Genomic DNA, 23,537 nt, shown 5'->3' with positions numbered 1-23,537 from the left:
TTTTTGGGAGATGAGAGAGCTATGACAATGGATATTATTAAGGCAATTGATGAGATTGCTCAAAAAACGCCAACCGCAATTGCATATGATTATTTAGGCAAAACTAATACTTATCGTGAACTAAAAAACTATTCGGATGCATTGGCTGGTTATATTGATGGGTTGAATTTGACCAGTGGATCACCAATTATGGTTTATGGTGATCAAACATTTTCAATGATTGTGGCATTTTTAGGGTGTGTCAAATCCGGGCATGCCTATATTCCAGTTGATCAACATTCACCTAAGGATCGGCTTACAATGATTCAGAATATTGCCCAACCAGAGTTAGTGATCGCTATCCAACCCTTGCCGGTGAAATTGCAGGCAGTTAAGACGATTGAGATAGCAAAGTTAGAAGCGATTTTCCGACAATCTAACCAGTATCCGTTGACCCATTCAGTAAAAAATAATGAAAATTTCTATATTATTTTCACTTCTGGAACCACAGGTAAACCAAAAGGTGTTCAAATTAGCCATCGGAATTTATTGAGTTTTGTTAATTGGTTAGTCAGTGATTTTAATGTTCCTGAAAGGCCAGTGATCTTATCTCAAGCACCATATTCATTTGATCTATCAGTGATGGATTTGTATCCCACGTTGGTCATGGGGGGAACGTTGCAGGTACTACCCAAGGAGGTAACTGACAACTTTAAATCGTTATTCGAGACGTTGCCTAAGCTTGCATTAAATGTCTGGGTGTCTACACCATCGTTAATTGATATTTGTTTGCTCGAACCAAGTTTCAAACAAAGTAAATACCCCGAATTATCTCATTTTCTATTTTGTGGTGAAGAATTAACCCATCAAACTGCAGTTAGGTTAAAGCAGCGCTTTCCAGATGCTCTAATTTTTAACACTTACGGGCCGACGGAGACAACCGTTGCCGTCACTGCAATTGAAATTACTAATGCAATACTTGATAAATACCAACGGTTGCCAATTGGATATGCCAAACAAGATACTACTATCAAACTTGATAACCTGAATGCGCAAAATCAGGCTGGTGAGATTATTATTAGTGGTCCAAGTGTTTCAAAAGGTTATCTGAATTCTCCTCAAAAAACTAAACAAGTCTTTTTGGGGGAAAGTCAACAATTCTATCATACTGGTGATTTGGGAACGGTTGACGCAACTGGTTTAGTATTTTACAAAGGCAGAATCGACTTTCAAATTAAATTAAACGGTTATCGAATTGAGCTAGAGGAAGTTAATCATTATTTAAATCAACAAGAATTGATAAAATCAGCAGTGGCAGTGCCTAAATATAATCGACAGCATAAAGTTACGGCGCTGAACGCCTATGTCGTTTTACAAAATAATACTAGCAGACCTGCATTTGAAGTGACAAAGGCCTTAAAACAGCAACTGCGGCAAGAAATGATGGCGTACATGATTCCACAGCGATTTGAGTACCGTTCCTCTTTGCCATTAACGATCAATGGTAAAGTCGATATCAAGGCCATGATTAAAGAGGCTAACTCAAATGATTAATTTACAACCGTATGGCAATCCGATGTATTTTGTTTATTTATTAGTGGGATTATTACCACTAATGATTGGTTTATATTTTGGTAAGCGATTCGTTGTTTACCAAACAATCATTTCCGCGATTTTCTTACTTCTAATTTTTGGTGGTTCAAAGTGGCAACAGGGATTGGCGCTAATCGGATATATTGTTTATCAGTTTATAGTTGTTGGCGGTTATGCTGTGTATAAAAGACGTGCCAATCAAACGTGGGTATTTGTTTGCACAGTGATACTAAGTATTATTCCTCTTGTAATTGTTAAAATCACACCAGCAATTCAGGTGGGTCGCCAGTCTTTAATTGGCTTTTTAGGGATTAGCTATTTGACGTTTAAATCAGTGCAGATGGTTATGGAAATGCGGGACGGAACGATTAAAAAGTTTGATCCAATTATGTTTGCGCGATTTTTACTATTTTTTCCAACTATCTCCTCTGGGCCAATCGATCGGTATCGGCGTTTCCAGCATGATTATATACAGATACCAGATCGTAAACATTACCTCCAAATGTTGGACAAAGCAGTTCACTATATTTTCTTAGGTTTTCTATATAAATTTATATTGAGTTACTTATTTGGGACAATGATGCTTCCTAAGATTGCACATATTGCAATTATGCATCGAGAAGCGTTTTTTCACACTGGGATTTCTCTAGCACTAGTTGGTTATATGTACACTTACAGCATGTATCTATTTTTTGATTTTGCTGGTTACAGTCTATTCGCAGTTGCTGCGAGCTATTTAATGGGAATTGAGACACCAATGAATTTTAATCAACCATTTAAAGCACATAATATTAAAGATTTTTGGAATCGTTGGCACATGACTTTGTCCTTTTGGTTCCGTGATTTTATTTTCATGCGTTTGACATTTTTTATTATGAAACATCGTTTGATTAAAAATCGTAAGCGAATTCCACAAGTAGCCTATTTAGCCAATTTCTTGATTATGGGCTTCTGGCACGGCGTGACTTGGTATTATATCGTTTATGGACTCTTTCACGCTGGGGCCATCATTATTAATGATTATTGGTTAGGATTTAAGAAGAAGCACCGGCAGTTACCACATAATCGATTAACAGAGGGAATTGCAATTTTTATAACGTTTAACGTTGTTTGTTTTAGCTTTTTAATTTTTTCCGGTTTTTTAAATACACTTTGGTTTTCAGCACGCTAAATTCTATAAAATAAGGGGTAATTAATATGGATACAAAACAAACAGTAGTAGATATTTTAAAAGATTTAACAGGATCAGATGTTAGCGGTAATTTAGACGAAAATTTATTTGATTCAGGAATGATCGATTCTATGGCAACAGTAGAACTATTATTAGAATTACAAGAAAGGTTTGGCATTGATGTACCGGTATCTGAATTTGATCGCAGTGAGTGGGATACACCTAATAAAATCATTGCGAAGGTGGAATCAATGAAATGAAGACAAAAGGTAAATTATGGTTGATATTTGGGCCTGTGATAATTGCCGCTGGGTTACTGATTCTACTATTATCTTTACCAATTGGATTTGGACATTTTAATTCACAGACAGAAAAAAAGGCGGCAGTTTCATTATCTCCGAAAGTTTTTCGGGGACGCAAAATTAAACAGCAGGCGTTAGAAAATGGTTACGTTCCCTTTTTTGGTTCCTCAGAGTTGTCTAGGCTAGACGAATTTCATCCATCAGTATTGGCCGCAAAATACCATCGTTCTTATCGACCGTTTTTGTTAGGTAACGCTGGATCGCAATCATTAACGCATTATTTTACAATGCAAAATTTAGGAACGCAATTAAAAGGTAAAAAAGTAATTTTTATTATTTCACCACAGTGGTTTACAAAGGAAGGGCAGCGTCCCGATGCTTTTGGTTTTTACTATTCACCATTGCAAACAATTGATTGGATTATCAATGCTAAAAATGATACTGCTGATCGATATGCGGCCAAACGATTACTTGAAATGCCATCAGGTCGTTCTAGCGAAATTGGTGAGGCGGCACTTGAAAATGTTGAACATGGCAAACCTGTTTCTGAATTTCAAAAAATGTTTTTAAAATTTAAAGAGACAATTTTATTAAATGAAGATTCTTTATTTTCGCGTTTCCAATTGAATAATAATTTAGCTAAGGTTCAAAAAGGTGAAAAAAGTTTGCCCGCACATTATTCGATTAGCAAACTAAATCATTTAGCGGTAAAAGTTGGACGTCGTGAAACAACCAACAACAAACTAGGCATTAAAAATACATTTTATAAAACACGATTGAGTGGTAATCGAATCAAAGACCTAAAAGATTCGCAAACTAAGTTGGATTATCGTCGGTCACCAGAATATAGCGATTTTGAACTTGTGCTAAATCAGTTTGCTAAATGGCACGTTAACGTACAATTCATTATTCCGCCTATCAATGCTCGTTGGGCTGATTACACTGGTTTATCTATACCTATGATTCGGCAAACAGATCAGAAAATCGAATATCAATTAAGGCAACAAGGATTTAATAACGTGTTGGACCTATCTGATTATGGTAACGAAAAGTACTTTATGGAAGACACAATTCACTTAGGCTGGCGTGGTTGGTTAAAGGTTGATCAAACAGTTAATCCATTTTTGACGAATAAACAACCACAGCCGAATTATATAATTCAAAATAGATTTTTTTCTAAAAACTGGCAAAATACTGTAAAAAATGAATAAAAGGGGCTGTTGGCCTTGTTAAATCGATCTCGGCTAGCCAAAATATTCTTCACTGTCGTGGCTGTTTTGATTGGCACACTTTTATTTAGGGGTACTGTTAATGCGCATTGGCAAAATGTGAAGGCAAGAAAAGTAGGTTTGGTCAGTAGTGAAGTTGATTCAAAGGCTCAGAATAAATTAGTGCAAACATTAACCCACGAAAATTATATTGGTTCTGCCGAAATGTATAAGAATGGGAAAAAAGTAGCCAGTTATTACTCCGGTTATTCTGACGCTAAGAATGGCATTAAAAATTATAAAAACACCATGTACGAAATTGATTCTATCCAAAAATCTATTACTGCTGTTCTGATAATGCAGCAAGTGGAGAAACATAGGCTAACATTATCAGATCGATTAAGTATGTTTTATCCAGGTATTCCTGGTAGTCGAAATATTACAATTCGTCAGATGTTAAATATGACTTCTGGACTGTCTATGCAAGGTTCTGTTGGACCGAATGCTGTTAAATCTGATTCAGAGATTATTCAGAGTGATATTTCGCGAGTGCGCTATCACAATGAGATGAATGGCAGATGGGATTACCAGGCGGTTAATTTTAATTTTCTATCTGGTATTTTAGAAAAGATTACACACCAAAGTTACCAACAACTATTTTATGGACAGATCATTAAAAAATTACGCTTGAAACATACGGCGTTTGCCTATGATTTACCAAATTGTATTTCATTAGCAAGTGGTTATTATGGAAAAAACGATATTCCGGAAGTGTTAATTTATACTAAGCCTAGTGGTAATGATGCGGCCCTAGAACATGATGAACTGGGGACTGGTCAGGTTTATATGAGTGTTGGTGATCTTTATCGTGTTGAAAGTGCAATTTTGGCAGGAAAAATAGTTTCGGCACAATCTTTACATCAGCTCTACCAAGGCGGATCAAATACTAAATATGAGGCGGGTTTTTATACACAAGGGCGCGTCAAATTAACTAACGGTGCCGGATATGGTTTTGAATCTTCAATTCACATTAGTCCAAATGGAAAAAATGCAATTATCTTACTAAGTAATTATCAAGAACCACTGTTTAAGGTAAGAAGTTTAGCAAAAAGCTTTGATCAATTGTTAATTAATACGCGTTTTATGGCTAAATACAAGGAGTCTGATTTCTTTTCAAATACAGTTGAAAAACAGGTTTGAAATTTATTTCAGGAGGTTAATTTGGTATATTTTAAACAGAAATTAGAAAATAATTTGGTTAATTTTAGCAATAATCTTAGTAAACGTAGATTGTACCAAGTAACTATAAGGTCATTAATGACCGCCTTTCCAGTTGTTACATTAGGGACATTCATTGCTTTAGTTGACAAAACAATTTTTATTCCAAACGGCTTTTTTAATCAGCTTTATCATGTTAGTAGGTGGTTGCCAAATTATGTTTCATTTAGTAATTTCTTTTCTAGCTTGGATATTTTAATTAATAATTTGGTAGTGATTTGGATTGCCTTTTTAGTGGCCGCTAATGCCGCCAAATTAAAACATCAAAATGAATGGTTAGCCGGAATGATCAGTGGGACATTTTTATGGGTGTGCAATAATCAATCGCTATTCACGGGTGAAACTAAGCATGGTACGTTGAATTTAACGTTAAATTATAGTGGTGTAACACTTCACGGTATCTTTGAAGCAATTATAATCGGTCTTTTTGTGAGTTGGTTGTTAGGACGCTTTGTTAGGCATCAACTGTTAGCAATACTTGTTTTTACGTTAATTGTTGCCAGCATAGCAGCGGTATTTTATGCAAATGTAGCCAACGGTTTTACGGAAATGCCAAGTACGATATTTACACAGTTAACTGCCAATTGGGGTACAAATATTTTTCTGTTACTAGTTATTGTTTTAATTAGTAATTTATTAATGATTATTGGGATTTCCGGGCCGCTCAATTTGGCTGATGGACACAATGATGCAATATTCTCGGTACAAAATTTGAATTATGCATTGCAGCACCATCATTTAGAAAATATTCCGTATCCAGTTAATTTACATGCCATATACGACACTTATGCTTTTGTCGGTGGCGGCGGAATGATGTTGGCCTTGTTAATTGCGCTATTATTGTGATCGCATAATCACCGCTTACAGTACATGGCTAAAGTAAGCTTCTTACCCACTTTCTTTAATTTGAATTCACCCTTATTGATTGGTATGCCGGTTTTATTTAATCCGTTACTAGTAATTCCGTTGGTCATTACACCAATCGTAGCGTGTCTAGTTGCTTGGCTATTTTTTAGCCTACATTTGATGCCAGCAGCTGTTTATCCAGTCCCACTGACAACACCTGGATTCTTGAAGGGATTTTTAGCAACTGGCGGTAATTGGGTAGCATTATTGGTTGGAATACTCAATTTGGGCATTGCAACGGGTATTTATTTACCTTTTGTGAGGCTAAATGATAAATATAACCTAACTAGTAAAGTTGGCGATTGAGTATGAAAGAAAAAAATTTTTGGTACGGATTATTGCTTGTATTATTTACAATGATTATTGGCGTATCAGGATATCAATGGCAGAAGAAATCAATTGATTTACAGCAAACTCATTTTCAATCACCGATGGATCCCATTTTCCTAGTGCCAGGGAGTTCAGCAAATCAAAATCGATTTGATTCTCTTGTAATATTGTTAAATAAACGTAGCTTAAAACGCAGTCTTTTAAAGGTTACCGTACAAACTAATGGTCAATTAAAATTCAGCGGTCATTTAAAGCCTAGAGATAAACGGCCATTTATTGTGGTAGGCTTTCAGGATAATCACGATGGCTATGCTAATATCAAACGACAGGCCAAGTGGTTTAGCATTGCTTACCAAAAATTAGCCAGGATGTATCATTTTAATCATTTTTCTGGAATGGGGCACTCCAATGGTGGATTAGTTTTGACGTTCTTTTTGGAAAAATATTTACCGAAAAATAATAAAATTGATCGATTAATGACAATTGCAACACCATTTAATTTAGAAAAAAAGACGTCCAAAAAAACGCCAATGTTGAAAGACTTGATTGCACATAGGAATAGACTGTCAAAAAAAATGAGAGTCTATTCAATTGCAGGAACTGAAAATTATAAAGGAGATGGAATTGTTCCCTTAATAAGTGTTGATAGTGGCAAGTATATTTTTCAAAATCAAGTAGCAAATTATACCGAAATTATCGTGACGGGTGCGAATACTAATCATTCTGACTTGCCAGAAAATAAACAAATTGTTAATGTAATGGGCCAATATCTGTTACGGGAAAATATACCCAAGGCTGATCAACAGCAAAATCGGCCGCAACTACAGGTGCCAAATTATTAGGAGAATTGTTTTAACTGCTTAGATTGTAAATAATTAGAGATTAGGTTATATCTGTGGCTGATATAATTCCCCTATAGTTGACAAATGAAATAATGTGAGTTTGTCAACTATAGGGGAATTCTTTATATCTATTGCAAAGATGTGAGATAAATTTGAGAGTGTCAAATTTTATGTGTAAATGAAAAAGCCTCTCACCTTTGAACTAAAACATTGATTCTAAAGTGTCTTGAACTAGGTTGAACCCCTTATGTGTCCGTCGACCAAATTTGTCATTGTAATCAAGAATTACGGTCATTAAGGTTCTTTCCAAAGATTCTTCATTGGGAAATTGTTCACGTTTCTTTGTTTGCCGCTTAAATTTTTTGTTAAATGATTCGATAAGATTGGTACTATAAATACTAGAACGGATAGCCGGTGGAAAATTAAAACATACCAGTAATTTCTGGTTTTTTAATAATTCTTGTGTAACTTTGGGATATCTTTTGCGCCAATGATTAACAAAGTTGGCTAAGCTGTGCTCAGCCATTCGTTTATTGGTTGCTTGATGAATTAACTTAAAATCATTTAACACAGCTTGACGGTCATGAACCCGGATATGATGTGAAATATTACGGCTTACATGAACTAGGCATTGTTGAATAACGGCGTCCGGATAATATTTGCCAACGGCAGTTTCTAGGCCAACCAATCCATCAGCCACAAAAAGTAAGGTTTGTTGCACGCCACGATGCTTCAAATCAGCTAGTACTTCAGACCACACAGAACTAGATTCTGTAGGAGCTATCTTGTAAGATAGCACTTCCTTATGACCATTAGGTTGAATGCCAATCGCAATATGAACTGCTTCTTTGGCAACTGTGTCACGTCGTAAGGGAAGATAAGTGGCATCTAAATAAACGACGGCGTACCTTTCTGATAACGTTCGATTCTTGAAAGCTTCAACTTGTTCATTAACTACCTTAGTTAGATTGGAAACTGTCTGTGGCGTGTAATAGGAACCATACATCTTTTCCATCAGATCTGCGATCTCATGAGTGGTAATTCCCTTTTGATAAAGCTGAATGACGGTTTGTTCTAACTGATCTGTTCGGCGTTGATAGGCTGGTAATGTGTGGTTAACGAATTCTCCGTTCCGATCACGGGGAATCGTAAGCTTCAATTCGCCATATTTTGTATTAAAGGTTCTCATGTAGTGTCCATTACGAGAATTTCCTGAATTGAAGCCATTCCTGTCATAGGGCTCATAACCCAAGAATGCAGAAAGTTCATTTTGTAATAGCTCATTAACGGCCGTTTCTAGTTGGTCTTTAAAAATAATAGCTAGATCCTGATGCTGTGCTAGTGCTGTGACGATTTCTTTGGTAAACTGATTCATGGGGAAGCCTCCTGTGATGTTTGTTTAGACGCTAACTATCATAAGGGAGAGGCTTCCCTTTTTCAATTCTCAATAAATCATTTACACATAATTATTTAAACACTCATAAATTTTTAACCATATCACTTTATCAATAAATTTGATGTTATTTGCGCAGATCATGAATTGACCCATTATAAGGTAAAATAAAGGAACGATTTCATCCTGATATTAACAAGATGAAATCGTTCCTTTAGAAGGTAAAACTAATCCAAGTTTTCAATTTAGTTAGTATTAATTAAACTTTTTTAACGCCAAGTATATTATTTTTAATCAATTTTTTCTTTCGGAGATGTTTTACCCTTAATGAAGCCAACAACTGCTGGAATTAAGGAAACCACAATGATGCCAATAATAACGGCCGAGAAGTGTTCTTTGACAACTGGAATGTTACCAAAGAAGTAGCCGGCGCCGGTACAAAGTGCAACCCAGGCAATGCATGCAATCCAATTATAACGAATAAATTTACGGTAAGGGAAGCCCGCACCAGCAGCAACAAACGGAACAAAGGTCCGAATGATGGGCATAAAACGAGCCAAGATAATTGAAACGGCCCCGTGCTTTTCAAAAAATTCTTGGCCCTTAGCTAGACTGTCCTCATTAATAAAACGGCGGAACCACTTGTAACGAGAAAGGAGTCGCTCTGCATTATGGCCAATCCAGTAATTTGAAGAATCACCTGCCATACAGGCAATGAGAAATAGCAAGATAAATACCCAGATATTTAAATGATAAATGGGGTTGGCGGCAAGGGCGGCCGCGGCAAATAGCAGTGAATCACCAGGGAGGAAGGGAAGAATGACAACGCCAGTTTCAACAAAAATAATGGCAAAAAGAATAAAATAACTAGAATTGCCAAATGTGTTAACGATTGTAATCAGGTGGCTGTCAATGTGTAAAACAAAATCAATCAAAGCGCTCATAAAAGCGATCCCTCCAGTTCGGACTTTCGTAATATTATTAATTAACTAGCATCGAGTGTACCAGAGATTAAGTTATTTGTCGTTAGCCGTTTTAGTTATTTATAAAAATATAACGTTTAAATGAAAAAAAGTGTGGCCATGAAGTGAACCCCCGTATTGGACTAAAATCTAATACCGGGGGGAGTTGCTTCAAGAATACATTTTTTAATACACGCCAACTTTAAAATATTCAGCAAAATAAAAAAGCGATCACATAGTGACCGCTTAACACAGACCAAGCCTCTACAGTTGTATGACTTATTGACTCCACAATCAAAAAGTCGCTGCTCGTTATAACGAAAAGAGGTGGCCTGTATCGAATGACCACTAATAACTACAAGTAGTTATCGTCCCCTCGGACTGCCGCTTGTGCGGAACACTAGACATCACTATCTAATGTTTGGTTTACTCGACTCATCGCATAAAATTAGTTTAGCACAACTAAATAAAAAAGCAAAATTTAGTTGTTTATGGATGACTAGAGTCTTTAATGAACCGGCTCTTATCATTTTTTAATCATTCTATCATAATTATTTGCTAGGATATTCTTTGAAAGCACGAATAGGCGGTTATTTTTTTGTACATTAATGTATGCGCTTTATTTGTAGTATTGAATTAAAGAGAAAATGTGGGGTTAGGCTGATGAATGTTAGGCATAATTTGGTTTTTATTTACTTGCTATTTTTGGCGTTTCAATTTGTTGCAATTGATACTTTTTGTCCGAACACGGCAGTACCGGCTAATTCAATGATTGAACTTAGCGAGCCATCCGATGGCAATAGTGGAAACTCTGGAAATACTGGGCGTGTTGGTCAAACCGGCAATGTTGGGAACGTTGGACGTCCTAGTAATATAGCTCAGCAGACGAAGAGCTTTTGGTCAACTTTAAAAGAGCAAATTGTTGCTTTAGACCAACAACACTTATCGATTAAAGGTTTGGCCTTTATGGTTTTTGGCCTAGAAGCATTTTTAACGGCACCAATGGTAATTTTCTCGGCATTATCCTTGCGGGTAGAGGAAAAGACTGCTGCGCGGCTGGCCCGAGAACGTCAAGCACGTTTGGTTTCGATTACTAACTAAAAAGTGAATTATTATAAAATTGGATGGGAGTGGGACAAAATTCGGTTTTGGCGCACGTTCTAGAGTAATGGTCGAAAATAGTGAGCGGTCAGGATAAAAGTCCTGGCCGCTTACTATTTGTATCTCTGAAAATTTTTAGCAGACTTCTATTTTATTTAGTTGACAGTTAGGTTATCACTGAGTAGTTTAGAAACAGTTAAAGAAGGGAACTGTGATGTTAACAAAAATGGAGATACTAGCCTTGAGTTTAGCAAATAATCAAAACAGTCATTATCAGCTTAATCAGCCGTTTTGGTGGCTACATTATCGTGTAGATCCAAAGACCTACTTAACGGATTTGGTGACACAAGGCTATCTAACTATAACAAAGGATCCACTGATTGTTTTGCCACACTATACAGTTGCACAGTTAAAAACATTTTTGCGTTTTGAAGGGTTAAAAATTAGTGGTCGCAAGGCGGATTTGGTCAGGCGAATTAATCAACAGTGTGAACCTAGGCTAATTGGCCAAACTTTTTCATTACAATTTTATCAGGTGACTGAGCTTGGTGCGCAAATATTAAGGCAGAACAGTTATTTACGAATTATTCATAATCATTACGCACCAGGGATTATTGATTATAAGCAGGCTGGGCTAATAAAGTTACCACATTCAGGCCTATCTGAGAGAGAAACGATTATGCAGTTGCTGGTGGCGGCCGATGAACAAGCGGTGGATACTGGTTATTGGAGTCGCCGTTATTTAGTTGCTCACTTAACCTTTCAAAATAATTATGAGTGGCGGCGTTACGGAAGTGCACTCAGTGGCCTGCTGCAAAGTATTGCCATTGAATTGGCAGGTTTGTCGATGGCACAGCCAAATTTCAACTTGGAACAGTTGTTACGGCAGCATGATGTTTTAGATTATCGACTAACCTATTATAAAATTGAGGATTATTATGTTGTTGTTTTAAAACAATTAATGACAGAGTTTAATTTGACGTTACCGGATATTTTGGCCAATTTTAGTCAATTACGAAAGCAACTCAGGTTACCTTTTCAATTATTTAGTGATCAAGAAATGGATCAGATTATAGGCTATTCGTTGGCCGGAGATGAATTACAATTACAGCACCTCTATGGCCAGGCTCAACAAAATTGGAACAAAAAAATGGGTCAGTAGGTGGGTTTCAAAGATTGAATGATTAATCTTTGGTACCCGTTACTGATCCTTTTTTTATCCTCTTTTTTTAGTGATTCGTTTTGTAAGCTTTCAATACTTATAAACAGTAAAAAGGTCTACAATGAAAGAAGATTCATTATTTAATTAAGGGGATAATAAAATGCTGACTTTATTTCAATTATTAAAAACGTTAACTGCTGATGGTAAGCCGTTAACAAATGAGTTTAAAATTCAGATGACAGGTGATTCCAATTTTGATGAAGCACCAGATGGCTTGATTGAATTTTTTGCGGCCTACGTTAACCGCCACTATGCGGCTGTTGATCAATTAGATACAAATAATAATTTTAACGCTGACATTATTCAAAAAATGAAAACAACTTATCATTTAAAAAATCCAAGCATGGCAAGTTTACACGCCGAGTTAAGTCGCTTTGTTGAAAACGTAGATGTTCAGCCGAAAGCAAAAAAGATTTTAATTGACTTAAACTAGAGCGTGTTTGAAAAAGCATTCAGACACAAACTAATACGTTTCGCAAAAACTACTTTTTTGTAAGTTAAGCGCACTATGCTGTTCTTCAGATTTGTTAATGGCAGGCCAATCGGGTTTACTTAGAAATAAATTTGCGCAGTGATGGAGTGTGGCTCTTTTTGGAGTCAAAGGCTTATCGCTGTAAATGCTACTCTTTTTATCCGAAAAATATCGCATAATTAGAGTGGTAAATAAAATATAGTGACAGGAGATTGAATGATGACAGATAGAATTGAGCTTTCCGCCTGCACCTCAATAATGGTGGGCAAAAAGGCGTCACTTGATGGCGCAACCTATATTTCGCGTAACGAGGATCGTTTAATCGCGATTCACCCAAAAAAATTTTTGGTTCAGCCAGCTGTTTCTGGTCGTCAGGAAATTTACACTTCACCCTATAATGGTTTAACAGTGCCGCTACCTGAGCGTGGTTATCGTTATACTTCGACACCGAATGGCGATCAAAGTGATGGGCCAAACGAAGAAGATGGATTTAACGAAAAAAACGTTGGTGAAAGTGCAACGGAAAGTGTTTATGCAAACGAGCGCGTTTTAGCGTATGATCCGTTTGTGGAAAATGGTTTGGCCGAAGACTCAATGACAACGTTGGTCCTACCGTTTATTGATTCGGCTCGTGCGGGTGTTCGCTATCTAGGCGAGTTAGTAAAAAAATACGGTTCAGCAGAGGGTAACGGTGTGCAATTCAGTGATAGTGATGAGGTTTGGTATATGGAAATTGTTACCGGTCATCAGTGGGTTGCTGTTCGAATTCCTGATGATTGTTACGCTGTGGCGGCAAATCAAATTGCGATTGAAGCGATTGATTTTTCTGATTCAAATAATTATATGTGGGCTGATGGAATTCAACAATTTGTTGAGCAAAATCAACTGAATCCAGATACTGATCAGTGGAATTTCCGACATATTTTTGGTACGGATGCGGAAAAGGATCATCACTACAACACACCACGAGTTTGGTTTGCGCAGCGCTATTTGAATCCCGAAATTGAGCAAGAACCAGAATCACCCAATCTACCATTTATTCGGCGAGCAAACCGAAAGATTACGGTGGAAGATGTTCAGTATATTCTGAAATCACATTACAATGAAACCAAATACGATCCGCTAGGTCATGGTAGTGAACATGATAAAAAAACTTACCGGGCAATTTCATTATCGCGAACTGCTAATTCTCATATCTTGCAGATGCGTGACAACAGTAAAAATGGGGCGGCCGGTGTGCAATGGCTTGGGTTTGGCGTTCCTAGTTTCTGTCCGCACGTTCCTTTTTTTAGCAACGCAACTGACACGGATGAATCTTACCGTAAGCTGCCCCAGGAGATGTCACTGGACAGCGCTTATTGGCTGTATGAGGCATTGGCAATGATCGTTGAATCGCATTATGCCGAATTTATTCAGGCCGATCTAGACTATCAAAAAGAGTTATCACAATGGGCTCGTACAAAAATAGCAAGTGTTGATGCGAAGGCAGAAAATTTAGCCGGTGATGAATTGACGGTTTATTTAACCCAACAAAATCATGAAATTGCTGCCCATTATAATCAGGCCACTAAAAAGTTATTGGCCGATTTAACAACGCAAGGCGCTGAATTATCTAGGCTTGTTTTTAAAATGGATCCTAATTTGTAGCAACGTTTTATACGACTGTTTGTCTATGAACGTGTTAAACTAAAATTGATCCATTAATCACTGTTCTAAGTAGATATTAATTTTAGCGCTTGCGCAAAAATAAACATTAAAGCTCTTAGGAGGGCCATGTTTCCAGGATGCGAAGTACGTGTTAGGAGAATGGACATCCTCCGTGAATAAGTATTTTAGCGCTTGCGCAAAATTAACATTAAAGCTCTTAGGAGGTAAATTTTATGTTAAAACACAAACAGTTTCATTCCAAACATGCTGATATGGCCAGAGGGTTAAAACCGTTGGTCACAAAGCCACAATTGTTAATTCCAATGGCATTAATCCACGTAATACCGCTCGCACTAACCATTCATGGCGTCTTTAAATTGGCCATCTACCATGAACAACATGAAATTGAGCGTGAAAGAACGAAGCAAGCACGTTATGCTACAAGATCATAATGTGGTAGAGGTTAAGCAACGCAACAAATTTAATCGATTGGTTGTGTTTAGTTTTATTTATTGTTTACCAATTATCTTTTTTGATTTCTTTTGGGTTGTTATGTTATCCAAGTCGATTCGCTTAGGCAACCGCCATAATTTTTGGTCCGTAGATACAACGGTTTGGTGGCTGCCAATAGTTTTTGTGCTTGGTGCACTTGTTATAAACTTGGCCTGGCAGTGGCCGGCTGGGCTTGTTGCTCGGCAAAATAACGATCAAACGTTATCGCGTCACGGGCTCTTACTTGATTTTGTTGGTGTTGGTGGTTGGATAAACGGGCTACTCAACTTAATTGTTGCTTTAGGTATTGGCTGGCTTTTACCTACGTTAATGCCAATTGTAGATGTTCGCAGTTGGTTTGCCATTTTGTGTGCTTTTTTAGGCATAGCGTCATTTTATAATGGTCAGGATGATTGGCTTTACAACCTGAATAAACATGAACGGTGGCCCACTAACGTCAATCATACGTAGTTTAACTAAGCCTACGAGTTACTTTTTTGCCGGATTTCAAATTCTTAAAGAATAGTTTGCAGGGTTGCTCTTAGAATTTACAAAGTAGAATCTGAATGTTTTTTAGACCACGCTCTGATGTTACGCGCTTCATTTAATGATTGGCGGAGATTATCTAGTAGTGTATGCTATAAAGAAATGCCCGTTATGGAGGAAGATAAGTCATGAACAGATATTATAAAGTTAGTTTTTATTTCAATGGTGGTTTGCGTGCTACTTATCATGCACAATTTGATTCGTTGGACGCAGCAACTGACGCCGTTACTAAAGACTTCTCAAACAAGAAACAATTGGCTGTTGCTGGCGGTTCGCTAGATACTGGTAAAGCAGTGGGATTTGATGTTGCACCAGCAAATACAGTTTCGCCAGATGTTGCTTTGATTTGGGATATGCTTTAATCAATAACAAAATAAAATGTGGAGTACGAAAACTTTCATAGCTATCCGAAAGTTTCGTACTCCACATTTTTTAGCACCAAAATTAAGATAATTTAAGGTGTTTACGTAAATAAGCAAGTAGCTGTGTTTCATTTTTAAAAATTCGTGGTCGTTTTTGACCATGTAAACGCAAATTGATCGAACTAATTTTCATTCGTCCAGTCCAAGTGTAACTATACTGAACAACATAACGGTTATTTAGATGATTTCTGCCGAAACGTAGGACGTAATAATTCTCAGGTGCGATCAATGGCGATACATAATTTTTTTTGTAATGAAAGCCATTTGCCTTTAAAAAGTTTTTAGTTTTTCTCAGCATTTCATCGCCACCTTTATTGTTCAATTAGGTTTTGTTTCTAATATGTTAATAATACAAGAAGTTGCGCCTAAAAGCCAGACCTTCGCTTGGATTCAAATTGTTATTCGCAAAGTTAAGTAATGATGTTAGAAAAGTGCTGGCCATAGTAAACTGCTAGAGCCATTCTTATTAACAACGCTATTAATAAAAATATTTGTCTAATATTTTTCATTTGTAATGGGGCTGTCATATGCAAGTCATAGGCCTGTAATTTCGGTCAGTTATAGTGGTGGTTGGAGTTAGAAAGTTCATTCTTAGTGAGGGGTACATATTATGACAGCAAAAAAGAATTTAACGAAGGTTATAACGGCTGGTGTGGTTGGAATTGCCGGTGTAACGTTATTGAGCATCCAGACAACAAGTGCTGATGCTGCAACCAAGGGGACCGTTACATATCATGGTGGTGCGACGACTGTTTGGGATAACAACTCAAATGCACCACGGCCCTTACGCTATTTAGTTGAAGGACAATCCGTTAATATTGAAGGCACAAAACAGGCCTTAGGTGAAAAATGGTATAACATCGGTAACGATCAATGGGTACCGGCGAAGTACTTAAAGGCAACTGATGATCAGACTACTGTAACGACAGCGCAGACAGCGGCACAACCAACTGCAGCAACAACGACTAATCAAAAGCAAACAACGACGACAACTGAACAAACAACAACTGCGGCCCAAAAAGTGGTGGCTGCTGCTAAGTCACAGATTGGTGTTCCTTATGTCTGGGGCGGTGTAACACCCGGTCAGGGACTAGATTGCTCAGGGTTAACTGCCTACGCCTATAGTCAGGCTGGGGTTCAACTGAATCATTACACGGTTTCTCAGGAAAGCGCCGGCCAGCAAGTTGCGCTTAATCAAATGCAACCTGGTGACCTTGTATTTTGGGGTGGCGTTGGTGCAACCTACCATGTAGGCATTTATATTGGAAATAATCAATATGTTGCTGCACCACAACCAGGACAAAGCGTTGAAATCGAGACAATTTCAAATTACTTTATGCCATCATTTGGTGTCCATGTTTTATAAACTAGGGAGTGTTTGGAAACAATAAGAGGCTAGAATTTTTGTCCCAGTTTCTTAATTTTGTGTACGATGGCCGTTCTTGTGGCAAAGTAGCTGCCCAGTTACTTTTTTAATTTAAATAATCATTTTTCATAAATAGCAAGTTAAACCGGGTTTAATTCTGGGTTTAGCCTGCTATTTTTTGACTTTGTCGTAATACTATTGTAATATAAATGTAATAAATATAATTTTTCTTTTGATTGTAGGTGATATTGTTGGAAACAGAACGACAATTGTTGAAGGAAAAACAACGAAAAATGTTGATTTATTTAGCGGACCTTTATACACAACATGTTGCTGACCACGAAGCAGGAAGCCGGCCGGCCAATTGTGCAATTTGTCATGAAATAAAAGTGGTTCATGAAATTACGACGGATTTGGCTCAAGAATTAAAAAATTCTGAAAAAATCGGCTCAATTAGGCGTAGTCGCCGACCGCGGCAACAACAAAACGTTGGTGTACCAATTTACCGTTTGACGGTCCGTGTGGGGGAAGTTTATTTGGTGCGGGCGGTTAGTTTGGCCGCGGCCATTCAGGTTGTTTTGACGAACAATCAAAAAGTGTTAGCCTACGCGACAATTGATCCAACGCTATACAAGACTATTCCGCTAACGGATTTGCCTGAACGAAATCTGGCTGTTTTTGTGCAAAAGCACCCTGATTTTACCGGAATGATAGGTCGGGTAAGAACGTCGTTAGTGGCATCATAAAAATAATAAATTTATTGGGTGCAGTTACGCCACGATTAGGTAGAAGTAACTGTGCTTTTTTAGTAGGTTAAAAGAAGTATTTCTGAACGTGCTTTGGACTAATGTTCAAAATCTAAACGCTCCCACCACTATTGCGTTGTTTTTGGCAAACGACTAAACTTAAAGTATGAAAGGGAGTGGCAAAATGTCAACTAAACACTCATCGTGTACTGCCATTTTGGTCGGAAAAAAGGCAAGTCTCGATGGTTCAACTATGATTGCCAGAAACGAGGATGGATACGGACCAATCAATCCAAAAAAATTCGTTGTACATGCCGCAAGAGCTTCAAAGGGTGAAGTGTTTACTTCTCCAGAAACTGGGATGGTTGTGCCGTTACCGGCGCACGCTTACCGTTACACAGCAGAGCCTAATTATCGGCCCAACGATGGCTTTTATGAAGAAGCCGGGATTAACGAAAAGAACGTTGCTATGTCCGCAACGGAGACAACTTTTACAAACCCCCGGGTATTAGGTTTTGATCCACTGGTTCTGAATGGGCTTAATGAAGAGGCAATGACGACGCTTGTTTTACCATACATTGACTCGGCCCGCGCTGGTGTTCAACGATTAGGCGATTTAATTGAAAAATACGGAACAGGTGAAAGTAACGGAATTGCTTTTTCTGATCATGATGAGGTTTGGTACATGGAAACAGCAGGTGGGCACCATTGGATTGCCCAACGAATTCCTGATGACGCTTACGCCATTGCCCCTAATCAGATTAATATTCAGGAAATTGATTTTGACCAACCAGAACAGTTTATGTGGTCAACTGATTTGGCTAAATTTGTTGCCGATCATCATTTAAATGCTCATCCAGGGCACTTTAATTATCGGCAAATTTTTGGAACACACACTGAAAGTGATGCCCATTATAATACGCCTCGAGCTTGGTATGGTCAGCGCTTATTTACACCGAGTGTTGAACAAGAGCCAACGAGTCAAGAAATTCCGTTTATCCAACACGCTGACCGTAAATTAGCAGTGGAGGATTTACAGTACTTTTTGAGTTCGCATTATCAAGAAACACCGTATGATCCTTTTGGAAAAGGAACAAAAGAACAGAAAACAACTTTCCGTTCAATTGCGTTAGATCGTAATCAAGTGTCACATATTTTACAGATTCGTAACCATGTGGCGCCGGAGTACGCCGGTATTCAGTGGATAGCGATGGGCTTTTTTGCATACAGCCCGTACGTGCCGTTCTTCACTAACATTAATGATACGCCAGAAAATTATCGCAATACGACTAAAGCGGTTGATTTAGACAATGCTTACTGGCTTTATAAGTCATTGGGCGTCCTAGTTGAACCTCACTATCATGATTTTGTTGAGCAAATTAATGAGTATCGCGATGCTTGCCAAGCGCAAGTACGGAATGCCGTTGAGTTAACTGACCAACAGGCAGCTGAGCTAAGTGGGGCCAAATTAACCGATTATTTAACGCAACAAAATGAGTTAGCGGCAGCTAAAATTACTAAAAACACTAAATTATTAATGGACTCATTAGTCAAGCAATCGTTAAACTTATCACCGATTACTTTTGAGCCAGGCGATAATTTATAGTGCAAGGTAATATTCTGGAGATTTGTTTGTGTAGTTTAATTAAATGAATGAGTTATCTTTAAAAATAGTGGTAGTAAATTTGCGTTACGCTTGCAAATTTACTACCATTATTTTAAAAATCAAAAGCAAACATACGTTCAAAGCAAACGAGGATTATACTAAGTTTTATGGTAAAATTAAAGTAAGCAGGAAGGTAGTTTAATCGTATTTTCCAAACCGATTTAAACGTGTGTGAAAAAGTAGATTACTGTACCCGCCATATTTTGTTTGGCTAATTTTTGCAATGACTGGCGCGCTTAGACAAATTAGCTTGGAAAGCATAATTGTGGGTCCTGTAATTGTATTTGTGGCGTAGAACCCGGGCGCTTTTTCAAACACTTTATGAAAGGAAGTTGACGATGAGCTTACAGTTTGTAATTGGAAAGGCCAGCCAAGACCACCGAAGAGTGATGTTAGCACAGTTGGGTCGGCAGTTAGATGCTGATCCAGAGGGCCATTTTTTTTATTTGATTCCTAACCACATCAAGTTTAGTTCAGAAGTTGCCATTTTAAATGCGTTACAGCAGCGGCAAGCTAAGACTTCAATGGTTTACGCTGAACAAAACGTAAAGGTCTTTTCGTTTTCACGGTTGGCTTGGTATTTCATGAAGAACACACCTTATTATCAATTGCCAAGGTTAGATAAGGCTGGATTGAATATGCTGATGTATCAAACTGTTACGCAGCATGCGGCCGAACTAACAATTTTTCGGGGCGAGTTAACGCAGCCAGGTTTCATTGCCCAATTGGTTGATCAGTTAATGAACTTAAAAACTGGCTGTGTTACTAGCGAAGATCTACAAGCAATCGGCGAAAAATTAGATCCTAAGGCAGATATTGCGGCTAAAGTGGCCGATTTAGCGGTAATCTATCAGGCGTTTGATGCAGCGATGGCTGGCCGGTACGTTGCAAATACAGATTTACTCAACGCTTTAAGTGACTATTTGGCCCAGGAAGATTTAAGTCACAGTTATTTTTACATTGAAGGCTTTGCACAATTATCGGCTCAAGAATATCGTTTACTAACAACCTTGTTGACACACGCGGCTAAAGTAACGGTTAGTTTAACCCTTGATCAAGCCTATACTAATGAATTGCCCACTTTAGAAAATCTCTTTTTTCAATCAGGTAAGGTTTACCACCAACTCTATCAAACTGCACGCCGTTTTCATATTCCAATTGCGACGGATTTGCGGGCTCAACAGCCGCGGGTGAGTGCGGGCTTACAACAATTAGAAAATTATTGGATTCAGTCAACCAACGGCGGGAATATTCAAAGTGAAACCCTAACGCAAGCGACCACGCTCCAATTAATGTGTACTGACACTCGGTATGCAGAAGTTATGCGTGTTGCGACTAAAATTCGGCAAATGGTTGCGCTAGAGGGTTACCACTACCGGGATTTTTTGGTGTTAACACGGCATTTAGATGCTTACGAAACAATTTTGGCACCAATTTTTCAAAAGCAGCAAATTCCTTACTTTGATGATTTACAACACAGCATGGTTGATCATCCTTTAGTTGAATTAATTAATGCGCTGTTTGCAGTTAAAGATCATTTTTATCGTTATCAGGATATGATGCGTTTATTAAAAACAGAGCTTTTTTTACCTAAGGTTCAGGGTAAAACAATGGCACTCGAAGATTTTCGGCAGGCCGTTGATTTAACCGAAAATATGGTGTTGAAGTTTGGCTTTACCGGAAAACAATGGTTACGTAAAGACGACTGGCAGTACTACCGCTTTGATGAGCAAGATTTTGGAACCGTCTCGGACCGTGATCAAGTGATAACTAAGCAAGTTAACATTATTCGGAATTTTATTAAGCAAAGTTTACCACCGCTTTTTAAAAAGTTAGATCAGGTTAAAACTGGGAGCCAGGCCGTTGTGGCAATTTATCAATTTTTAGTCAAATGGGGCGTACCTGATCAACTATTAAATTGGCGTGATCAGGCGGTTGAACGTGGTGATTTAACGGCCGCAGCACAACCAGAACAAACTTGGCAAACTTTCTGCAGTATGCTGGATGAATACGTCACAATTTTAGGCGATAGTGATTTTGATAGTGCCAATTTTTTGGCGCTCTTTCAGGCTGGATTTCAGGGCGCCAGTTATTCACAAATTCCATCAACTTTGGATCAGGTGCTAGTTTCGGAAACGGGGATTGTTCAAACTGATGAGCGTAAAGTAATTTTTATGATTGGCGCCACTAATTTGGTCATGCCTGACCGAATAGGTGAAAACCAATTGCTTTCAGACAGTGATCAAGAAAAGCTAACCGCGACACTACCGGCGGAACATTATTTACCAGATGGCGCGTTGGCCCAGATGGCCTTTGAACCGTACCTTAATTATTTAGCGTTTTTGAGCGGGAAAGAGCGGCTTATTTTTACTTACCCTATGACGGCGGATGATGGTGCTTCATTACAGCCGTCGCCATACGTTGAACGAATTCGGCGCTATTTTCATTTAACTTGGCAGTATTGCCCGACGCGCCCGCAGTTGACGGCAAATAAAATTGCAACGTATGTAGGCTCGAAGCGAAGTGCTTTGACTAATTTAATTCAAATCAGTCGAGATGCAATTGCGCAGAAGAAAGAGCTGCCAGTGGCTTGGCTTTACGTTTACCGCCGATTACGTCAAGATCCTAATTATCAACAGCTAACGGCAAAGTTAATGGCCAGTTTGAATTATCGGAATATTCCAGTGCAATTAAAGCCTGACATTGTTACCAGTTTGTATGGTAAATCGATTAATACATCCATTTCAAAGCTCGAGGAATTTTATCAAAATGAATACGCTTATTTTCTAAAGTACGGTTTAAAATTACGTGAGCGTGATGTTTTCGAACTGTCACCGGCTAGTACGGGAGAATTTTACCATATGGCGTTGGATCATTTATTACGTCAAGTACAGGCCGATGGGCGAACGATCGCCGAATTAAAACTAACGGAAATCGATCACTTAGTAGATCATATTTTAAACGAAATGCGCGAGTTGCCTCAATTTCAGATTTTAAATAGTTCTAACCGGATGGCCTATATTGCTCGGCAACTGGCTGGAACGGTTAAACAAATGAGTCATGCGCTGCAACATCAGGGCCAAAAATCACGGATGGCGCCACTACGAACGGAAGTTTTATTTGGCCATGTCGGTAGTAAAGAAGGGCTGAAATCATTAGACTTTAATCTGCCACAGGGACGTGCGGTTCACGTTCGAGGGAAGATTGATCGCATTGATCAATTGGTTGTTGGCCAAGAACGTTATTTAGGAATTGTGGACTATAAATCTAGTGAGCACAAATTTAGTTTCAGCGATGCTTACTATGGACTGGCCTTGCAGATGTTAACCTATTTAGACGCAATGAAAAAGAATGTGGGTCAATTGGCCGATGGTAACGCGGTAAAGCTGGCTGGGGCACTATACATGCATTTACAGAATCCTAAGTTAAAGCTAAAGGATGTACTTAGCAAAGGGTTTGATGATGCATTACTAGCAACCAATAAATATGATGGGATTTTATTAAATGATTTAACGTTACTTGATAATTTGGATCAAGATTTAGCTGATAAAAAGAGTGGCTACTCACAGGTTTACCCGCTTTATAAAAAGGCAAGTGGCGGCTACAGTCCTCACCAAAGTAATCTGGTTACTGAAAGTGAGTTAGAGTTGCTACTTCAGCATAACGAGACGTTAATTAGACAGGCGGCACAGGGTATTTTTAATGGGGATTTAAAATTAAATCCGGTTAAGTGGCCAGATAATCATACTGCCTTACAGTACTCACCGTATAAGTCAATTTTCCAATTTGACGCTATGCTACCGGAAAATAATTATCACCAATTAAATACACTCCAGCCAGAGGATGTTGTGGCTATGTTGGCGGCTGAAAAACGGCAGAGGAAGGAAGACTAA

The 23,537-nt window shown here is 38.2% G+C and carries 22 protein-coding genes; 19 read left to right on the top strand and 3 right to left on the bottom strand.

The window, feature by feature from the left end; all coding sequences use genetic code 11:
- Window positions 1-21 precede the first annotated feature (21 nt).
- From dltA to AYR53_RS01230, 8 genes are all read left to right on the top strand, one after another.
- On the top strand, window positions 22-1,533 hold the full coding sequence (gene dltA, locus AYR53_RS01260; protein ID WP_068222202.1) for a D-alanine--poly(phosphoribitol) ligase subunit DltA: 1,512 nt from the start codon (window positions 22-24) through the stop codon (window positions 1,531-1,533).
- Entirely contained in the window at window positions 1,526-2,743 is a 1,218-nt protein-coding gene (gene dltB, locus AYR53_RS01255) for a D-alanyl-lipoteichoic acid biosynthesis protein DltB (RefSeq protein WP_068222205.1), read from the top strand. The genes dltA and dltB overlap by 8 nt, the downstream gene beginning before the upstream one ends.
- 26 nt (window positions 2,744-2,769) lie before the next feature.
- On the top strand, window positions 2,770-3,003 hold the full coding sequence (gene dltC / locus AYR53_RS01250) for a D-alanine--poly(phosphoribitol) ligase subunit DltC (RefSeq protein ID WP_068222209.1): 234 nt from the start codon (window positions 2,770-2,772) through the stop codon (window positions 3,001-3,003).
- Window positions 3,000-4,256 (top strand): D-alanyl-lipoteichoic acid biosynthesis protein DltD, encoded by a 1,257-nt coding sequence (gene dltD, locus AYR53_RS01245; RefSeq protein ID WP_068279748.1) that lies wholly within the window; start codon window positions 3,000-3,002, stop codon window positions 4,254-4,256. The genes dltC and dltD overlap by 4 nt, the downstream gene beginning before the upstream one ends.
- Before the next feature lie 15 nt (window positions 4,257-4,271).
- Window positions 4,272-5,453, top strand: a complete 1,182-nt coding sequence (locus AYR53_RS01240; RefSeq protein WP_068222215.1) for a serine hydrolase domain-containing protein — start codon at window positions 4,272-4,274, stop codon at window positions 5,451-5,453.
- Window positions 5,454-5,570: 117 nt separating this feature from the next.
- Window positions 5,571-6,377, top strand: a complete 807-nt coding sequence (locus AYR53_RS13735) for a hypothetical protein (protein WP_239691374.1) — start codon at window positions 5,571-5,573, stop codon at window positions 6,375-6,377.
- 24 nt (window positions 6,378-6,401) lie between these two features.
- Entirely contained in the window at window positions 6,402-6,743 is a 342-nt protein-coding gene (locus tag AYR53_RS13730; RefSeq protein ID WP_239691375.1) for a hypothetical protein, read from the top strand.
- 2 nt (window positions 6,744-6,745) lie between these two features.
- On the top strand, window positions 6,746-7,609 hold the full coding sequence (locus AYR53_RS01230; RefSeq protein ID WP_068279752.1) for an alpha/beta hydrolase: 864 nt from the start codon (window positions 6,746-6,748) through the stop codon (window positions 7,607-7,609).
- Window positions 7,610-7,811: 202 nt separating this feature from the next.
- On the opposite strand, the gene AYR53_RS01225 is transcribed toward AYR53_RS01230, so the two are convergent.
- Both AYR53_RS01225 and AYR53_RS01220 read right to left on the bottom strand, forming a co-directional pair.
- Entirely contained in the window at window positions 7,812-8,984 is a 1,173-nt protein-coding gene (locus tag AYR53_RS01225) for an IS256 family transposase (RefSeq protein WP_068222179.1), read from the bottom strand.
- A gap of 308 nt (window positions 8,985-9,292) precedes the next feature.
- A complete protein-coding gene (locus AYR53_RS01220; protein ID WP_068222224.1) occupies window positions 9,293-9,946 on the bottom strand; it encodes a VTT domain-containing protein in 654 nt (217 codons plus the stop codon).
- Between the two features lie 681 nt (window positions 9,947-10,627).
- Between AYR53_RS01220 and AYR53_RS01215 the strand changes: the two genes are divergently transcribed.
- The 7 genes from AYR53_RS01215 (at window position 10,628) to AYR53_RS01185 (ending at window position 15,806) form a co-directional block, all read left to right on the top strand.
- Complete coding sequence (locus AYR53_RS01215) at window positions 10,628-11,065, top strand: hypothetical protein (RefSeq protein ID WP_068222227.1); 438 nt, start codon at window positions 10,628-10,630, stop codon at window positions 11,063-11,065.
- Window positions 11,066-11,279: 214 nt separating this feature from the next.
- Complete coding sequence (locus tag AYR53_RS01210) at window positions 11,280-12,227, top strand: SAP domain-containing protein (RefSeq protein WP_068279755.1); 948 nt, start codon at window positions 11,280-11,282, stop codon at window positions 12,225-12,227.
- A 160-nt stretch (window positions 12,228-12,387) separates the two neighbouring features.
- A complete protein-coding gene (locus AYR53_RS01205; protein WP_068222231.1) occupies window positions 12,388-12,720 on the top strand; it encodes a hypothetical protein in 333 nt (110 codons plus the stop codon).
- A 258-nt stretch (window positions 12,721-12,978) separates the two neighbouring features.
- The gene (locus AYR53_RS01200) at window positions 12,979-14,406 is read left to right on the top strand and encodes a C69 family dipeptidase (protein WP_068477226.1); all 1,428 of its coding nucleotides are present in this window, start codon (window positions 12,979-12,981) and stop codon (window positions 14,404-14,406) included.
- A 233-nt stretch (window positions 14,407-14,639) separates the two neighbouring features.
- Window positions 14,640-14,858 carry a hypothetical protein gene (locus tag AYR53_RS01195; RefSeq protein ID WP_068222237.1) on the top strand — a complete coding sequence of 73 codons (219 nt, stop codon included), beginning with the start codon at window positions 14,640-14,642 and terminating at the stop codon, window positions 14,856-14,858.
- Entirely contained in the window at window positions 14,842-15,369 is a 528-nt protein-coding gene (locus AYR53_RS01190; RefSeq protein WP_068222241.1) for a hypothetical protein, read from the top strand. Before AYR53_RS01195 ends, AYR53_RS01190 begins: the two co-directional genes overlap by 17 nt.
- Window positions 15,370-15,572: 203 nt before the next feature.
- On the top strand, window positions 15,573-15,806 hold the full coding sequence (locus AYR53_RS01185) for a hypothetical protein (protein ID WP_068222244.1): 234 nt from the start codon (window positions 15,573-15,575) through the stop codon (window positions 15,804-15,806).
- Between the two features lie 82 nt (window positions 15,807-15,888).
- Here the strand turns inward: AYR53_RS01185 and AYR53_RS01180 are convergent, their stop codons facing one another.
- Window positions 15,889-16,164, bottom strand: coding sequence for a hypothetical protein (locus AYR53_RS01180; RefSeq protein WP_068222245.1), 276 nt, complete (start codon window positions 16,162-16,164; stop codon window positions 15,889-15,891).
- A gap of 312 nt (window positions 16,165-16,476) precedes the next feature.
- On the opposite strand from AYR53_RS01180, the gene AYR53_RS01175 reads away from it, so the two are divergent.
- From AYR53_RS01175 to AYR53_RS01160, 4 genes are all read left to right on the top strand, one after another.
- Window positions 16,477-17,232, top strand: coding sequence for a C40 family peptidase (locus tag AYR53_RS01175; RefSeq protein WP_068279758.1), 756 nt, complete (start codon window positions 16,477-16,479; stop codon window positions 17,230-17,232).
- Window positions 17,233-17,483: 251 nt separating this feature from the next.
- Window positions 17,484-17,978: a hypothetical protein gene (locus AYR53_RS01170; RefSeq protein WP_068222274.1), complete on the top strand. Its 495-nt coding sequence runs from the start codon at window positions 17,484-17,486 to the stop codon at window positions 17,976-17,978.
- Window positions 17,979-18,162: 184 nt separating this feature from the next.
- Window positions 18,163-19,584 (top strand): C69 family dipeptidase, encoded by a 1,422-nt coding sequence (locus tag AYR53_RS01165; protein WP_068222277.1) that lies wholly within the window; start codon window positions 18,163-18,165, stop codon window positions 19,582-19,584.
- A 398-nt stretch (window positions 19,585-19,982) separates the two neighbouring features.
- Window positions 19,983-23,537: a PD-(D/E)XK nuclease family protein gene (locus tag AYR53_RS01160; protein ID WP_068279760.1), complete on the top strand. Its 3,555-nt coding sequence runs from the start codon at window positions 19,983-19,985 to the stop codon at window positions 23,535-23,537.

It is taken from the genome of Loigolactobacillus backii, assembly GCF_001663675.1.
In the GTDB taxonomy this organism is placed as follows: domain Bacteria; phylum Bacillota; class Bacilli; order Lactobacillales; family Lactobacillaceae; genus Loigolactobacillus; species Loigolactobacillus backii.
Note: the sequence above shows the minus strand (reverse complement) of the source record. Positions and strands in the feature narration are given on the sequence as shown.

Bases quoted from the DNA above. Each gene is read 5' to 3' on its own strand.
- AYR53_RS01190 (WP_068222241.1), top strand. From the start codon at position 14,842: ATGCTACAAGATCATAATGTGGTAGAGGTTAAGCAACGCAACAAATTT.
- dltD (WP_068279748.1), top strand. From the start codon at position 3,000: ATGAAGACAAAAGGTAAATTATGGTTGATATTTGGGCCTGTGATAATT.
- AYR53_RS01185 (WP_068222244.1), top strand. From the start codon at position 15,573: ATGAACAGATATTATAAAGTTAGTTTTTATTTCAATGGTGGTTTGCGT.
- AYR53_RS01180 (WP_068222245.1), bottom strand. From the start codon at position 16,164: ATGCTGAGAAAAACTAAAAACTTTTTAAAGGCAAATGGCTTTCATTAC.
- AYR53_RS13735 (WP_239691374.1), top strand. From the start codon at position 5,571: ATGACCGCCTTTCCAGTTGTTACATTAGGGACATTCATTGCTTTAGTT.
- AYR53_RS01160 (WP_068279760.1), top strand. From the start codon at position 19,983: ATGAGCTTACAGTTTGTAATTGGAAAGGCCAGCCAAGACCACCGAAGA.
- AYR53_RS01225 (WP_068222179.1), bottom strand. From the start codon at position 8,984: ATGAATCAGTTTACCAAAGAAATCGTCACAGCACTAGCACAGCATCAG.
- AYR53_RS01215 (WP_068222227.1), top strand. From the start codon at position 10,628: ATGAATGTTAGGCATAATTTGGTTTTTATTTACTTGCTATTTTTGGCG.
- AYR53_RS01165 (WP_068222277.1), top strand. From the start codon at position 18,163: ATGTCAACTAAACACTCATCGTGTACTGCCATTTTGGTCGGAAAAAAG.
- AYR53_RS01220 (WP_068222224.1), bottom strand. From the start codon at position 9,946: ATGAGCGCTTTGATTGATTTTGTTTTACACATTGACAGCCACCTGATT.
- AYR53_RS01175 (WP_068279758.1), top strand. From the start codon at position 16,477: ATGACAGCAAAAAAGAATTTAACGAAGGTTATAACGGCTGGTGTGGTT.
- AYR53_RS01205 (WP_068222231.1), top strand. From the start codon at position 12,388: ATGCTGACTTTATTTCAATTATTAAAAACGTTAACTGCTGATGGTAAG.
- AYR53_RS01195 (WP_068222237.1), top strand. From the start codon at position 14,640: ATGTTAAAACACAAACAGTTTCATTCCAAACATGCTGATATGGCCAGA.
- dltB (WP_068222205.1), top strand. From the start codon at position 1,526: ATGATTAATTTACAACCGTATGGCAATCCGATGTATTTTGTTTATTTA.
- AYR53_RS01210 (WP_068279755.1), top strand. From the start codon at position 11,280: ATGTTAACAAAAATGGAGATACTAGCCTTGAGTTTAGCAAATAATCAA.
- AYR53_RS13730 (WP_239691375.1), top strand. From the start codon at position 6,402: ATGGCTAAAGTAAGCTTCTTACCCACTTTCTTTAATTTGAATTCACCC.
- dltA (WP_068222202.1), top strand. From the start codon at position 22: ATGACAATGGATATTATTAAGGCAATTGATGAGATTGCTCAAAAAACG.
- AYR53_RS01230 (WP_068279752.1), top strand. From the start codon at position 6,746: ATGAAAGAAAAAAATTTTTGGTACGGATTATTGCTTGTATTATTTACA.
- dltC (WP_068222209.1), top strand. From the start codon at position 2,770: ATGGATACAAAACAAACAGTAGTAGATATTTTAAAAGATTTAACAGGA.
- AYR53_RS01200 (WP_068477226.1), top strand. From the start codon at position 12,979: ATGACAGATAGAATTGAGCTTTCCGCCTGCACCTCAATAATGGTGGGC.